The following is a 13864-nucleotide window of genomic DNA, read 5'->3' on the forward strand; positions in this document are numbered from 1 at the left end:
TCAGTCAGCGCACTGCTTAGCGCTGATCGAGCAGGATCGGTTCGAAGAAGCCGGCCAGCTCTTCGGTAGCGTCCAGCGGCAGGATGCTGGCTACGTACATGTCCGGACGGACAATCACGATCGCGCCATCGCGGGAGATCTGGCGCTCCTCGAAGATATCTGAGCCTTCCAGCGTGGTGTAGACCTTCTCGTAATCCATGAGTCCGAAGTCCCCGATGTTCGGACGGAACACCTTGGGCGCGTCGTTGACGTTCATCGTGGTGTAGTCCTGCTGGTAGACGACCTTGATGTCGAACAGCGCATCGGTGTCGGCGCCCTTCGGGGTGAAGCGCACCAGCGGCGACCGCTCGTCCTCCAGCAGCCAGCTCGACAGGTCGGCAATCTTCTGCGACTGCCCGATAGGCAGCTGGTCTGCGAAGACGTAGATGCGGTAGCGGCCATCAGCCCGGTGGTGGTGGCCCAGGTGCTTCGGATTGGCATCGGCCAGGCGCATGACCTGCGAGGAGCGGAAGCGCTTGCCCATAGGGAAGCCGGCAGCCAGTTCCTGGTAGTCCTTGCCGGCGGTCAGCGACGACTGCGGGTACTCGGTCATGAAGCCCGCAGGGAATTCGGCTGTGCGCACGTAGAACTCGGCAACGCCTTCCTGGCCTTCGAGCTCCTCGGGCGAGGCGGCCATGATGGAGGACCACTTCTTGTCGAAGTCGATCAGGTCCTTGGCGATCACCTTGCGTTCCTCCGAGTAGGTGCGCAGCAGGCTTTCCGGAGCCCGGCCGCAGAGCACATAGCCGATCTTCCAGGCCAGGTTGAAGCCGTCCTGCATGGACACGTTCATGCCCTGCCCCGCCTTGGCCGAGTGCGTGTGGCAGGCATCGCCGGTGATGAACACGCGCGGTTCGCGGGTGCCGATTTCCTCGACCGCTACATCGTCGAAGCGGTCGGCCAGTCGGTGGCCCACTTCGTACACGCTGTGCCACGCAACGCCCTTGACCTCCAGGGTGTATGGATTCAGGATCGCCTTGGCGCGCTCGATGATTTCTCCCAGCGGGGTCTCGCGGACCTTGCCGTTATCCCCTTCCGGAACTTCGCCGAGGTCGACGTAGAGGCGGAAGAGCTGCCCGCCCTCGCGCGGGATCAGCAGAATCGAGCCGGCCTTGGAATGGATGGCGCATTTGGTGCGCACGTCCGGGAAGTTGGTCAGCGCCAGGGTATCCATGACACCCCAGGCGTGGTTGGCCTTATCGCCCGAGAGCTTCGCGCCAATTGAGCGGCGGACATTGCTACGGGCCCCGTCGGAACCGACCACATACTTGGCGCGCACGACGCGCTCGACACCGTTGTTGTCGTCCCCGCAGCCAACCAAGGTGACCTTGACCGGGTATTCCTCGCCGTCCTCGACGACCAGTTCCTTGAAATCCCAGCCGTAGTCCGGGACGGTGCGGGCTGGCGAGTTCGCGGCGAATTCAGCGAAGTAGTCGATGACTCGGGCCTGGTTGACGACGAGGTGCGGGAATTCGCTGACACCCGTTGGGTCATCGGGGGTGCGGTCGGTGCGGATGATCCGCTCCGGGTTTGCCGGGTCGGGATTCCAGAAGGTGGTTTCCTTGATGATATAGGCCTCGGCGGTGATGCGCTCGGCAAAGCCGAACGCCTGGAAGGTCTCGACGGTGCGCGACTGGATTCCGTCGGCCTGGCCGATTTCCAGCCGGCCCGGGCGCCGGTCGATGATGCGGGTGTGCACATCAGGGAATTGGGCCAGCTGGGCGGCGGTGATGATCCCGGCAGGACCGGCGCCGACGATCAGCACATCCATTTCATCCGGCAGCTCGGCGGGACGATTTACGCCCGCACCAGCAGCTGGCTGCACTCGTGGATCTGCCGAAATGTATCCGTTGTGGTGAAACTGCACCGTTTCATCCCCCAATTCCCTCTGATGACCTCAGTCAATAGGCTACTTGTTCGATATTAGAACTCCATGATCTTTTATCGCACATTAATCATATACGATCTGTGAGCTCACACACAAGCGGACGTAGGCGGCACCCCACGCGCTCGGGTCGCTTGATGCCCTTTGCCGCAGAGGCTCCCACTGCGCGCCAGCAGACTCCAGTACTTGTTGTTCATGGAGGTTCGAACTGCACTTGAGCGCTCGGTGCACTGCTGGCCTTTGCGCAGACCACCCGGGAGCCGGGACTGTGCAGCTGGCAGCAAGCAGCGGATGAATTGGATTGCAGCTGGGCCGTGCCCACCCCGCGGCACGTTCGTCGGCGGTTCGGGCCGCGAACCGGAGAATCGAAACGGCGGCTTGAGTGGCAGATGCTGGCTGGCAGAGGGCTACTTAACCAGCTCGACGCGTCCGGCTGAGACTGAGAGGCGATGCACTACCGCGTGCTCGCGCATTTTCTGCTGCCATCGCCGGTCATGGCTCACCGTGATCACGGTGCCCGGGTAATCCACCAGTGCGGCTTCCAGCTGCTCGACCAGGGCCGGGGAAAGATGGTTTGTCGGCTCGTCGAGAAGCAGCACCTGCGCCTTGGTGCTGACCGCAACGGCCAGTTCCAAGCGGCGGCGCTGGCCCACCGACAGCGCCATGGGATGCCGCAGGAAATCCTGCGGCGCAAACAAGCCAAGCTTGGCCAAGGACGCACCAGCATCCTGGACGTACTGGCTGGTGGCCGAGGCGAAAGCTTCGATCAGGCTGTCGCCGGGAAGGATCCCGATGTCCTGGCGCAGCCAAGCGCAGTGCAGGTGAGCAGCGCGCTCGATCCGCCCCGCGGTGCATTCCAGTTCGCCGGCAAGCATCTTCAGCAACGTAGATTTGCCAGCGCCGTTGGAGCCGGTGACCAGCCAACGCTCACCGAGCCTGATTTCGAAGCTGCCGGTGGACAGTCTCGGCGCGATGCTGCGCTGCGAGTTCATCACCTTCAGCAGGGTTTCACCGCTGTGCTGGCCTTCGCCGCCGCTAGGCATGGCGAAGGCCAATTCGGCGGCAGGCTCCGGGGCCCGGTGGGTTTCGAGTTCCTCGATCCGGGACTTGGCTTGGCGAATCTTCGAAGTCGAGCCGTGGCTGGAATCGCGGGCACGGAAATTGCCGTGCCCGAAACCTGCCTTCTCCCGCTTGCGCGGGATGGCGGCAACGCGCGAAGCGTACTTGTCGACCAGATTCTGCGAACGCTCATACTCCTGGACCCACTTTCCATAGGCCACGCGGATTGCGGTTCTCTCCTGCTCCTTGGCATGCAGGTAACCGTCATAGCCGTTGCCGTAGTGCGCGAGCTGGCCATCGCTGACCTCGATGATGGACCGGGCGAAGCGCTTGAGGAACATCCGGTCGTGGCTGATCAGCACCAGGGCGCCGCGGTGCTTGTCGATGGTCCGCTCCAGCCAGTTCATGGCTGTCTCGTCAAGGTCGTTCGTCGGTTCATCCAGCAGAAGCAATTGCGCACCGGAGCACAGCACGCAGGCCAGGGCGAGTCGCGAGGATTGCCCGCCGGATAGCTGCGCAACGGGTCGTTGCCGGTCCATCTGACCCAGCCCCAGCTGCTCCAGCGCGCTGTCCAGGCGTGGCGCCAGCGAATAGCCGTCGGCGGCTTCGTACAGATCGGTAACTTTCTGCAGCTGCTGCAGGAGCCGTTGGGCCTGATCCTCCGGGGCATCGTCGAGCCTATTGGATATGACGCGCATCAAGGTTTCCAGTTCGCGGAAGCGCTGGTGGTAGGAGTCGATCACCTGCTGCACGCTCATCGCTTGCGCGAAGCGCGGGTTCTGCGCCGCATAGGCCACGGCGCCGGGCGCGTTCATCGTGCGCTGCCCGCGGTCGGGTGCCAGATTTCCGGCGATGACACGCATCAGCGTAGATTTGCCCGAACCATTATCACCAAGCACGGCGATGCGATCGGTAGCGGAAATGGACAGTTCGATGCCGGCGAGGACATCTCGCTCGCCGAAGCTGACCGCGATGTCCTGCAACAAGCAGACGTCATCCGGTTCGGTGTCTTGTTCGCGCCGATCGGAGGGGCGCACATTCCGGGAGTGGGTCATGGGTCATTCCTGCCTCGCACCGGTTCCGCCCGCCGGAGCAGGCTTCGGTGCTGGTGGTTGGAGGCACTCGCAGGTGCCGAGGACTTGGCGGCAGCGAAGCAGAGCTCAACGCTGGCTGGCGCCTAGAGGAAATGGATCCCAAGAATTATCGTGCCCATCGTCCAAGGCTAATGCTCTGGGTTCGGTGCTGGCAAGGCTCGTGCGGCTAGAGGTCGATACTGCCTTCGATGAGCACATTCGTGGCGCCGCCCACCCAGAGCTGCCCGTCGGCCATCTCCAAATGCACTTCTCCATCGCGTCCCGCCTTGGCGCCCTGCCGGTTGACCAGCGGCGCGGCGGCATGCCCGGCGTCGATCAGCCATTGCGCGGCCGCGCCATTCAGGCTCCCGGTGACCGGATCCTCGCGCACTGCGCCGTTTTCGATGGTCAGCGCCCTCACTTCGAAGCCCCCGCCTGGCGTACTGGGTGGCAACGCGCCAAGGACCCCGATCTTCCAGCGGCCGAACCGCTGCGGAGCCTGCGCCGAGATCTCCAGGACCTGCTGCGCATCCTGCAGCAGGATAGCGGCCCAGCCTGGGCCGTTGTCCACCCATTGCGCGTCCACCACCTGCTCCGTGCCGATGCCCAGGATCTGCAGCATTTCCGCCAGTTCCCGCCGCCCGATCGCGCCGGTGCGCGTCGCCGGCGGCGAGGCGAAGGACAGCAGCTCGCCGTCGATCCTGATCGGCACCAGCCCGGCACCGCATTCGGCGATCAGCTGCTTCGGGTCGCGCGGCACTCCCCCGGCCTGCAGCCAGGCGCGTGCAGTGCCCAGGGCCGGGTGGCCGGCAAACGGGTATTCGCGGTCGCGGGCGAAGATCCGGAACCGGTAGTCGGCCTCCACGTGGCGTGCCGGCAGGATGAAGGTGGCCTCCGAGAGGTTGGACCACAGCGAATAGTTGCGCATCGCTTCGTCCTCCAGCCCGTCGCCATCGAGCACCACACCCAAGGGGTTGCCCTTGTACGGGACGGTGCTGAAGACATCGACCTGCTGGAATCTGCGTTGCATTGGACCATCCTCCGGATGTTCGGGCGCGGGATGCGCAATTGCCGGCGGGCACGGCAAAACCCCGCCGAGAAGTCATCTCGACGGGGTTTTCCGATCGGTTGGTCGGGCTAGCGGGATTTGAACCCACGGCCTCCTCACCCCCAGTGAGGCGCGCTACCAAGCTGCGCCATAGCCCGATGCCCTCGCAGCCGTTATCCCCAAGTCGTGAGAACCAAGGGTGCCGTCTGCGAAAAGCTCCTCCATTAGCCTACACCAAGTGAAGGGCTAAATTCGAAATTTAGCGATTGCGCCCGCGGCGTTCGCGGATTCGCATCGAAACTTCGATCGGGCTGCCCTCGAAACCGAAGGTTTCGCGCAGCCGGCGGGTGATGAAGCGGCGGTAGCCCGGATCCAGGAAGCCGGTGGTGAACAGCACGAAGCGCGGCGGGCGAGCCGAGGCCTGGGTGCCGAACAGGATGCGTGGCTGCTTGCCGCCGCGCACCGGGTGCGGGTGGGCCGCGACAAGCTCGCCCAGGAAGGCATTCAGCTTGCCGGTCGGGATGCGCTTGTCCCAGGATTCCAGCGCGGTATTCAGCGCGGGAACGAGCTTGTCCTTGTGCCAGCCGGTCTTCGCCGAGATGTTCACGCGCGGCGCCCACTCGATATGGGCCAGGTCGCGTTCGATCTCCTGCTCAAGGTAGTAGCGGCGGTCCTCGTCCACCTCATCCCACTTGTTGTAGACGATGACCATCGCGCGGCCGGCCTCGATGGCCAGCTGGATGATGCGCACGTCCTGCTCGGAAATGGTCTCGTTGGCGGCCAGCAGGATCACTGCGACCTCGGCCTTTTCCAGCGCGGTCTGGGTGCGCAGCGACGCGTAGTAGTCCGAGCCGACGGCCATGTGCTGGCGGCGGCGGATGCCTGCGGTATCCACGAAGCGCCAGACTTCGCCGCCCAGCTCGACCAGTTCGTCCACCGGGTCGCGGGTGGTGCCGGCGTAGTCGTCGACCACCACGCGCTCGGAGCCGGCCACCTTGTTCAGCAGCGAGGACTTGCCCACGTTCGGGCGGCCGATCAGCGCGATGCGGCGCGGACCGCCCGAGGGGATCATGCCGCCGAACGCCGAATGCTCCGGCAGCTTCTCCATGACCGCGTCCAGCAGGTCGGCGGTGCCGCGGCCGTGCAGGGCCGAGACCGGCCAGGGCTGGCCGAAGCCCAGGCCCCAGAGCACGGCGGCTTCGGCTTCCTGGTTGAAATCGTCGACCTTGTTGGCCACCAGGAAGACCGGCTTGCCCTTCTTGCGCAGCATCTTCACCACGGCCTCGTCGGTGGCGGTGGCCCCCACATGGGAGTCGACCACGAAGAGGATGGCGTCGGCGACGTCGGCGGCGATTTCCGCCTGGTCGGCCACCGAGGCGTGGATGCCCTTGGCATCGTGCTCCCAGCCACCGGTGTCCACGATGGTGAATGGGCGTCCCATCCACTCGGCGGAGTAGGACACGCGGTCGCGGGTGACGCCCGGGGTGTCCTCCACGACCGCTTCGCGGCGGCCGAGGATGCGGTTGACCAGGGTGGACTTGCCCACGTTGGGGCGTCCGATGACAGCCAGGACCGGTGGAATGACGACGTCTTCATCGTCGTCGTCGAAGTGGTCCAGGCCTGCCAGCAGGGCCGAGTCCTCGTCGTCCAGTTCGTAGTCTTCCAGTCCGCTGAGCAGGGCCTTGGCGCGGACGTCGGCCTCTTCCTCGCTCAGTTCGGCCAGGCGCTCGGCGATATCGTCGTCTCCAACGGGGATGTATTCCTCGTCGTGGGTGGAGTTGTTCTCGCTCATGATTTTCCCTTCACAGCGATCGTAATCTTCATCGGCTCTCGCCGAGGATGGGCACCAGCTTGAGGCTAGTTTTTCGTTGCGGTGCTGATGGCGTCAAGCACCGCGTCGATGGTCTGCTCGAAATCCAGCTCCGAGGAGTCAACGGTCATGACCCCGTCGGCGGCCTGGGTGAAGTTCACCACGGTGGAGTCCTTCGCATCGCGTGCCAGCACCTGGGTGGCCAGCTGCGCGTCGTTCTGGGTTCCGCCCAGCTGCAGGCCGCGGCGGCGCAGGCGGGCTTCCTCCGAAGCAGTCAGCAGGATGCGCGCATCGGCATCCGGGGCGACCACGGTGGTGATGTCGCGGCCTTCGGCCACGATGCGGGCGTTGGCGGCGATGATCTCCTGCTGGCGGCGGACCAGTTCGGCTCGCGCGTCCAGGTTGGTGGCCACGGTGGAGACCTGCTCGGAGATGCGCGGTTCGCGGATCGCCGCGGTCACATCCACCCCGCCGATTTCGACCAGTTCGGCATCCGGATCAACCGAGATGGACAGCTTCGCATCGCGCACTGCCTGGGCCACGGCGTCTGCGTTGGCCAGGTCGGTGCCGTCGGCGAGCACCGAGTAGGTGATCGCGCGGTACATGGCACCGGTATCCAGGTAGGCCGCGCCCAGCTTGCGGGCGACGGCCTTGGAGACCGAGGACTTGCCGGAGCCGCTGGGGCCGTCGATGGCAATAACAAGCTTGTCGTTGTTCAAGGTGCTCACTGGGCTACTTTCCATCCGTTCTTGGTCAATACGTCGATCAGTTCATCGCGCCGGCCGGGCACGACCGAAACATCCACCATGCCGACCTGGTGGCCGGCGGAGTGCTCCATGCGCAAATCCTCGATATTGATCTGCGCATCGCCGATTTCGGTCAGCAGCTGGGCGATCTGCCCCGGGCGGTCGTCGATCACGACGGTCACCAGGGCGAAGGCCTGCGGAGGTGCGCCGTGCTTGCCCGGGATCCGGGCACGCCCGGCGTTGCCTTCGGTCATCAGCTGCGAGAGGTCCAGCAGCGCGCCGGCCCCTTGCGGGTTGCGCAGCGTGCTGATCAGCCGGTCCAGGTCTTCCTTCATCCCGGTCAGGATCGGCACCAGCGCGTCGGCGTTGTGCGAGAAGATCTGGATCCAGAGCTTCTCGTCGCTGGCCGCGATGCGCGTGGTGTCGCGCAGCCCGTTGCCGGCCAGGGCCAGCTGGTGGCTTTCGGCGTTTAGCAGGCGCGAGGCGATCATCGAGCTGGCCGCCTGCGGGAAGTGGCTGATCAGCGCGACGGATTCGTCATGCTCGGTGACGCTCATCCGGTGCATGGTCGCGCCCAGGTCGATGGCCAGGGATTCGGCGGCCTTCACGCGCGAGGCCTGTGCCCCGTCGTGGGCGCAGATGACCCACGGCATGGAGGTGAACAGCTCGCCGCGGGCGGCGGCCGGGCCGGATTTCTCGCGGCCGGCCATCGGGTGCGTCCCCACATAGCGGGAAGTCTCGGCCTCGCCCAGCCGCGTATCGGCCAGCACGCCGGCCAGGATCGAGCCCTTGACGCTGGCGATGTCCACCACCGTGGCGTTCGGGTAGGCCAGCAGCGCATCGCCGACCAGCGCGGCGGTGACATCCGGCGGGGCGCCGATCACTACCAGTTCAGGTGCGATCTGCTGGTTTTCCAGCAGCACGCCGGCGCCGATGTCCTGGGCAACCCCGGCCGCGGTCGGCGAAATATCCGACAGGTAGACGTGCACGCCCTTGGCGCGCAGTCCCAGTCCCACCGAGGTGCCCAGCAAGCCGGTGCCGATGACCAGCACCGGGCCTGCGAGGTGCGAGGCGGCCATCGGCTACATCCCCACCATGGCCATGAGGTGCCCGACTTCCTGGTTGCCCAGGGAGCGGATGGTGCCCTGCTTCTGGTCGCCCAGCTGCACCGGGCCCACGGCGACGCGCACCAGGCGCTGGACCGGGTGGCCCACGGCGTCGAACATGCGGCGCACGATGCGGTTGCGGCCCGAGTGCAGGGTCACCTCGACCATCACGTGCTTCGGGGTGGTGGCGATGATCTTCAGGTCATCGACCTTGCTCCAGCCGTCTTCGAGCTTGATGCCCTCGCGCAGCTGGTTGCTCACCGCGCGCGGCAGCGGGCCGGGGATCTGCACCAGGTAGGTCTTCGGGACCTCGTACTTCGGGTGCTGCAGGCGGTTGGCCAGCTCGCCGTCGTTGGTCAGGATCAGCACGCCTTCGGTCTTGTAGTCCAGGCGGCCGACGTGGAACAGGCGCAGCGACTTGTGCTCGTTCTTGAAGTAGTCGGCGATGGTGCGCCGGCCTTCCGGGTCGTCCATCGTGCACATCACGTGCTTCGGCTTGTTGAAGACGAAGTAGCGGTTGGCCTGGTTCGTCTGGATGCGCATGCCATCGACGTGGATGCGGTCCTTGTCCGGGTCCACGCGGGTGCCCAGCTCGACGACGAGGTTGCCGTTGACCTCGACGCGGCCTTCGAGGATCATCTCCTCGCAGACGCGGCGCGATGCCACCCCGGCGTTGGCCATGGCCTTCTGCAGGCGGATGCCATCCTGCTGCTCCCCGTTGATCTCGCGGGCCGCTTGGTTCTCGGCACGGGCCTGGGCGCGGGCGCGCTGGGTCGGTCGTGCGTAGTTGTTCGGCACGGAGTTGCCGAAGCGTTCCTTGCCGAAAGCCCGCTCGGAGTTCTTGCGCGCTGCCGAAGTGTTGCGCTTGGCCGGGTTCGACTTCTCGCCCGGCTTGCCGGAGGACGACTTGCCGTACGGCTTCTCGCCGAAGGACCTGCCGCCGGTGCGGCCAGCGCCACCTGGCTTGCCGTAGGACTTGCCCCCGGATTTGCCGCCGTTGCTGTTGCGGCCGCCTGCTGGCTTGCCGCCGAAGTTTGAATTGCCGCCGCGTTCGCCGCGGCCGGAGGAGGATCCCCTGCTCATGCTTGCCTGTGTCCCTTGCTGTTACGTGTTCGCTGCGCGAGCCCGCCAGTGGCATCGGCTTCACGCGTGGTTGGTCCGGTGTAGCTGCCGGCTGGCAGCTACCTAGTCGTCGTAGGTTGCCGAATCGAGCGATTCGAGATCGGCCACCCCGGGAAGATACGGGGACAGCGCAGGCAACTCATCAAGCGAGCCCAGTCCCAGTCGTTCCAGGAAGTATTCGGTGGTTTGGTACAGCGTCGCTCCGCCATCCCCGACTTCCGGATACTCCGTGATCAATCCGCGGGTGAGCAGCGTGCGCACCACTGAATCGACGTTGACACCTCGAATCGCCGAAATACGTCCACGCGAGACCGGCTGTCGGTAAGCGATGACAGCCAGGGTTTCTAGGGCGGCCTGCGACAGGCGTGCTGTCTGCCCGTCGAGCACATAACTGGAGACGAAATCGGCGTAATCGGCCCGCGAATAGAAGCGCCACCCGGAGGCGACGCGACGCAGTTCAAATCCGCGCGGGCGATCCTTACCATCATACTCGGAAGCAAGATTCTCCAAAGCGGCGGCAACCCTGGCCGTGGGCACCTCGAAGATTTCGGCCAAACGCGCCGAGGATACGGGGATATCGGCGACCATCAGCACCGCTTCAAGACCCGATTCCAGGCCCCCCGGCAGCCGGTCAATGGGTGCAATCTCACTCATGATTCACCTCACCACCACTCCCCTCGTAGTCGTCTTGCACCGCCTGCGCATCGAAGCTCGATTCCTGGATCAGCGAGATCAGCAGCGGCCCGAGCGGATCTTGTTGCGCAAAGCTGATGGCTTTCTGCCTGAACATCTCCAACAATGCCAGAAAACGCACAACCACCACCAGCTGCGCCGGCGCGTCCGCGACCAGCTCGGTGAAGGCCAGCGTGCCGCGGGCTTCGAGCAGGGCGGTGATCGACTCGGCTTCCTCGGCGATCGTGACATTCGCCCCGTGCAGGTGCCCGATCCCGACCTCGGTGGCAGGTTCGGGCTTCGGCGCCAGCGCCTTGGCAGCCATCGCGGCCAACGCGTCGGGCCCGATGGTGAACACCAGTTCCGGCAGCAGGGCGGCGAACTGCGGTTCCAGCGAGACCTCGCGGGGATGCCGGGCGCCCTCGGCGGTGTAGCGTTCGCCCAGGAATTCGGCGGCCTGCTTGAAAGCCTTGTACTGCAGCAGGCGGGCGAACAGCAGGTCGCGGGCTTCGAGCAGCTCGAAGTCCTCCTCGTCGGCCATTTCGCCGCGCGGCAGCAGCCGGGCAGCCTTCAGATCCAGCAGCGTGGAAGCGACCACGAGGAATTCGGTGGTCTCGTCGAGCACCTTCATCCCGTCGCTGCCGCTTTCTGCGCTGGCAGCCTGCAGTTCGCGCAGGTAGGCGATGAATTCGTCGGTGACCTCGGCCAGTGCGACCTCGGTGATATCCAGCTCGCGCTTGGTGATCAGGTGCAGCAGCACATCGAAGGGCCCGTTGAAGTTCTGCAGGGCAAGGCGAAAACCGCCAGCCGATTCCTGCCCAGCTTCAGCTGGCGTCGTGGATTCGGTGGCGGTTTCCTCGCTGAGCGTGGCGCTCATTACGGGGCACCACCACGCCAAATCAGTTCGCGGGCGAGGTTGCGGTACGCCTCGGCACCCGGGTGGTTGGCCGCGTAGGAAGTTATCGGTTCGGCGGCCACGTTCGCGTCGGCGAACTTGATGGTGCGCTTGATCACGGTTTCGAAGAGCTTGTCGCCGAAGGCCTCATCCAGCCGGGTGATGACCTCGCGGCTGTGCAGGGTGCGCGCGTCGTACATGGTGGCCACCACGCCGTCCAGCTCCAGCACCTGGTTCAGCCGGTCCTTGACCTTGTCGATGGTTTCCATCAGCAGGGCCACCGCACGCAGCGCGAAGAACTCTGCGGTCAGCGGGATGATCACGCCGTGGGCGGCGGTCAGCGCGTTGATGGTCAGCAGGCCCAAGGATGGCTGGCAGTCGATGAGCACCACATCGTAGTCGTCGATGACGTGGCGCAGCGCGCGTTCGAGCACCTGCTCGCGGGCGACCTCGTTGACCAGCTGCACCTCGGCGGCGGACAAATCGATGTTGGCCGGCAGCAGATCGATGTTCTCGACGTCGGTCTTCACAATCGCGTCGGTGATCTTGACCTTGCGGTCCATCAGCACGTTGTAGACGGTGATGTCCATTTCGTGCGGGTTGGTTCCGAAGCCCGCGGACAGCGCGCCCTGCGGGTCGAAGTCCACCAGCAGCACCTTGCGGCCGTACTCGGCGAGCGCGGCAGCGAGGTTGATGGTGGAGGTGGTCTTGCCGACGCCGCCCTTCTGGTTCACCATGGCGATCACGCGTGCCGGGCCGTGCGAAGGCAGCGGTGCTGGCACGGGGAAATCTGTCAATGGCTTGCCAGTTGGACCCACCGGACGAGGCTCCTTGAGCATCCCCGCTCCGCGGTGCTTATTTCCCTGTTCCTCGCTCACGATGGGTAAACCACACTTCCCGTTCGATAAACCTGATTCCTCGAGCTGTAAGCTCATTCCAAGGTTATCGGCCGAAGCAAAAGATCTTGGTTTTTTGGGCTCTTTCACGGCGAGCCTTTACCTTGAACCTTAGCTCTAATGTTGTATGCGAGCTGAATGCCAACTGGCATTAACCGAAAGGCAGCGATGAAGGCGATTGCCAAGTTCCCCAGCCTGGCCGAAGCCGAGCCGGGCAGCACGCAGGTCAGCGTCGGCGTGCTCTTCCAGGCCCAGCTGGACGACGGGAAATGCATCGCGCTGCTCGATGACCGCGGGTTCTTTACGAGCGCGCAGTGGCAGCAGGCGAGACCGGAGGAAATCCGCGACACCGCACTGGCTGCGGTGGGCCCGGATGAGCCGGCGCCGGGGCGGACGCAGGCCGAGGCGCTGCACGATTACTGGGAGTACATCGCCTCCCTGCTGGCCGCCCAGCAGATCCAGGAGCCCACCGAGGAGCTGGTGAAGCTGGAGCACGAGGTCCGTTTCGGCCCGCGCCTGCAGCGGCTGCTCGCCTCGAGCGGCCGCTGATCCGGCGCCCAGTCCGGTCATTCGCTGGCCATCACCCAAAGGTTCTTGAACCTGGTTCCCGGCAGTGGTCGAATGGATGAACACGCGCTGGTATCTGGCGGCCATAGGAGCGAGGTCGATGTTCACGGGAATGCTCGGCAATTGCACGGTGTCCGATGTGGCTCGGGCGGAGAACTGGTATGCCCGGGTCTTTGGCAGGGCGCCGGATGCGCGGCCCATGGACGGGCTGATCGAATGGCATCTGGCCCCGGGCTTCGGCGTCCAGGTCTTCGCGGACCCTGAACGCGCAGGGCACAGCACAGTGGTCCTGGAAGTCGCCGACCTGGATGCCCAGGCCGAACGCCTGTTCGCCTCAGGCATCGAGCACCAGGGCCCGCAGCCCGGCGGCGGGGCACGGATCCTGCAGCTTCAGGACCCCGACGGCAACCGGATGGTGCTCGCCTCTCCCCTGGTGGGACTTTCGCGCTGAGTCTGGCCCCGGGTGCTCAGGCCTGCTCGGCCACCCAATCGAAGGACCATGGCAGCAGTTCACCGATCGCGATGCTGCGCGCCCCGGCCGGGGTCTGGACAATGACCCGAAGCCGCGGATAGCTGTCGGCCATCACCTGCCGGCACCGACCGCACGGGTTCTTGATTCCGCGCCCCTGATTGCCCACCGCGACCACCACCTGCGGATCCACCGCCCCGGCTGCGCGAGCGGCTCCCAGGGCCACCAGCTCTGCGCACGGGCCTCCGGTGAAATGGTAGAAATTCACTCCTGCGTGCATCGTGCCATCGGCAGCAAGCACACCGGCCCCCATGGTGTGCATCCCGTCGCCGCCATCGGGCGCGTCGGTCACCGCCTCGATGGTTCGCCGGGCCAGCTCAACCAGTTCTACTTCGGCTTCTGCCAGTTCACGGCAGTGCAGCTCGTGCGGTGTTGATTTCATGGCTCCAGCCTAGCCGCATGCGTCTCGCAGCCGCG

13 protein-coding genes and 1 tRNA gene are annotated in these 13864 nt (G+C 65.2%); 2 read left to right on the top strand and 12 right to left on the bottom strand.

Going from position 1 to position 13864, the window contains the following annotated elements; genetic code table 11:
• Positions 1-16 precede the first annotated feature (16 nt).
• The 11 genes from ANI01nite_RS15675 to ANI01nite_RS15725 form a co-directional block, all read right to left on the bottom strand.
• Positions 17-1906, bottom strand: coding sequence for an FAD-binding monooxygenase (locus ANI01nite_RS15675; protein WP_141359107.1), 1890 nt, complete (start codon positions 1904-1906; stop codon positions 17-19).
• A 425-nt stretch (positions 1907-2331) separates the two neighbouring features.
• The gene (gene abc-f, locus ANI01nite_RS15680) at positions 2332-4038 is read right to left on the bottom strand and encodes a ribosomal protection-like ABC-F family protein (protein ID WP_141359109.1); all 1707 of its coding nucleotides are present in this window, start codon (positions 4036-4038) and stop codon (positions 2332-2334) included.
• Between the two features lie 205 nt (positions 4039-4243).
• A complete protein-coding gene (locus ANI01nite_RS15685) occupies positions 4244-5086 on the bottom strand; it encodes a PhzF family phenazine biosynthesis protein (RefSeq protein WP_141359111.1) in 843 nt (280 codons plus the stop codon).
• 99 nt (positions 5087-5185) lie between these two features.
• A tRNA-Pro gene (locus tag ANI01nite_RS15690) sits at positions 5186-5262 on the bottom strand.
• A gap of 101 nt (positions 5263-5363) precedes the next feature.
• Complete coding sequence (gene der, locus ANI01nite_RS15695) at positions 5364-6896, bottom strand: ribosome biogenesis GTPase Der (RefSeq protein ID WP_121866508.1); 1533 nt, start codon at positions 6894-6896, stop codon at positions 5364-5366.
• A gap of 65 nt (positions 6897-6961) precedes the next feature.
• A complete protein-coding gene (cmk, locus tag ANI01nite_RS15700; protein ID WP_371737261.1) occupies positions 6962-7672 on the bottom strand; it encodes a (d)CMP kinase in 711 nt (236 codons plus the stop codon).
• Positions 7639-8739, bottom strand: coding sequence for a prephenate dehydrogenase (locus ANI01nite_RS15705; RefSeq protein ID WP_141359113.1), 1101 nt, complete (start codon positions 8737-8739; stop codon positions 7639-7641). The genes cmk and ANI01nite_RS15705 overlap by 34 nt, the downstream gene beginning before the upstream one ends.
• Before the next feature lie 3 nt (positions 8740-8742).
• A complete protein-coding gene (locus ANI01nite_RS15710; protein WP_141359115.1) occupies positions 8743-9849 on the bottom strand; it encodes a pseudouridine synthase in 1107 nt (368 codons plus the stop codon).
• A gap of 102 nt (positions 9850-9951) precedes the next feature.
• Positions 9952-10542 (bottom strand): SMC-Scp complex subunit ScpB, encoded by a 591-nt coding sequence (gene scpB, locus ANI01nite_RS15715; RefSeq protein ID WP_038990339.1) that lies wholly within the window; start codon positions 10540-10542, stop codon positions 9952-9954.
• Positions 10535-11437 carry a segregation and condensation protein A gene (locus ANI01nite_RS15720; RefSeq protein ID WP_073707682.1) on the bottom strand — a complete coding sequence of 301 codons (903 nt, stop codon included), beginning with the start codon at positions 11435-11437 and terminating at the stop codon, positions 10535-10537. The genes scpB and ANI01nite_RS15720 overlap by 8 nt, the downstream gene beginning before the upstream one ends.
• Entirely contained in the window at positions 11437-12333 is an 897-nt protein-coding gene (locus ANI01nite_RS15725) for a ParA family protein (protein WP_038990337.1), read from the bottom strand. Before ANI01nite_RS15725 ends, ANI01nite_RS15720 begins: the two co-directional genes overlap by 1 nt.
• A 156-nt stretch (positions 12334-12489) precedes the next feature.
• On the opposite strand from ANI01nite_RS15725, the gene ANI01nite_RS15730 reads away from it, so the two are divergent.
• Together ANI01nite_RS15730 and ANI01nite_RS15735 are read left to right on the top strand one after the other, a co-directional pair.
• Positions 12490-12900 carry a hypothetical protein gene (locus ANI01nite_RS15730; RefSeq protein WP_141359117.1) on the top strand — a complete coding sequence of 137 codons (411 nt, stop codon included), beginning with the start codon at positions 12490-12492 and terminating at the stop codon, positions 12898-12900.
• Positions 12901-13018: 118 nt separating this feature from the next.
• A complete protein-coding gene (locus ANI01nite_RS15735; protein ID WP_141359119.1) occupies positions 13019-13369 on the top strand; it encodes a VOC family protein in 351 nt (116 codons plus the stop codon).
• A gap of 16 nt (positions 13370-13385) precedes the next feature.
• Here ANI01nite_RS15735 and ANI01nite_RS15740 read toward each other — a convergent pair whose 3' ends face one another.
• Positions 13386-13829 (bottom strand): cytidine/deoxycytidylate deaminase family protein, encoded by a 444-nt coding sequence (locus tag ANI01nite_RS15740; protein ID WP_141359121.1) that lies wholly within the window; start codon positions 13827-13829, stop codon positions 13386-13388.
• Positions 13830-13864: the final 35 nt, after the last annotated feature.

The sequence above is a fragment of the Glutamicibacter nicotianae genome (assembly GCF_006539525.1).
Classification (GTDB): Bacteria; Actinomycetota; Actinomycetes; order Actinomycetales; family Micrococcaceae; genus Glutamicibacter; species Glutamicibacter nicotianae.

Bases quoted from the DNA above. Each gene is read 5' to 3' on its own strand.
- abc-f (WP_141359109.1), bottom strand. From the start codon at position 4,038: ATGACCCACTCCCGGAATGTGCGCCCCTCCGATCGGCGCGAACAAGAC.
- ANI01nite_RS15685 (WP_141359111.1), bottom strand. From the start codon at position 5,086: ATGCAACGCAGATTCCAGCAGGTCGATGTCTTCAGCACCGTCCCGTAC.
- der (WP_121866508.1), bottom strand. From the start codon at position 6,896: ATGAGCGAGAACAACTCCACCCACGACGAGGAATACATCCCCGTTGGA.
- ANI01nite_RS15705 (WP_141359113.1), bottom strand. From the start codon at position 8,739: ATGGCCGCCTCGCACCTCGCAGGCCCGGTGCTGGTCATCGGCACCGGC.
- ANI01nite_RS15710 (WP_141359115.1), bottom strand. From the start codon at position 9,849: ATGAGCAGGGGATCCTCCTCCGGCCGCGGCGAACGCGGCGGCAATTCA.
- scpB (WP_038990339.1), bottom strand. From the start codon at position 10,542: ATGAGTGAGATTGCACCCATTGACCGGCTGCCGGGGGGCCTGGAATCG.
- ANI01nite_RS15720 (WP_073707682.1), bottom strand. From the start codon at position 11,437: ATGAGCGCCACGCTCAGCGAGGAAACCGCCACCGAATCCACGACGCCA.
- ANI01nite_RS15730 (WP_141359117.1), top strand. From the start codon at position 12,490: ATGCCAACTGGCATTAACCGAAAGGCAGCGATGAAGGCGATTGCCAAG.
- ANI01nite_RS15735 (WP_141359119.1), top strand. From the start codon at position 13,019: ATGTTCACGGGAATGCTCGGCAATTGCACGGTGTCCGATGTGGCTCGG.
- ANI01nite_RS15740 (WP_141359121.1), bottom strand. From the start codon at position 13,829: ATGAAATCAACACCGCACGAGCTGCACTGCCGTGAACTGGCAGAAGCC.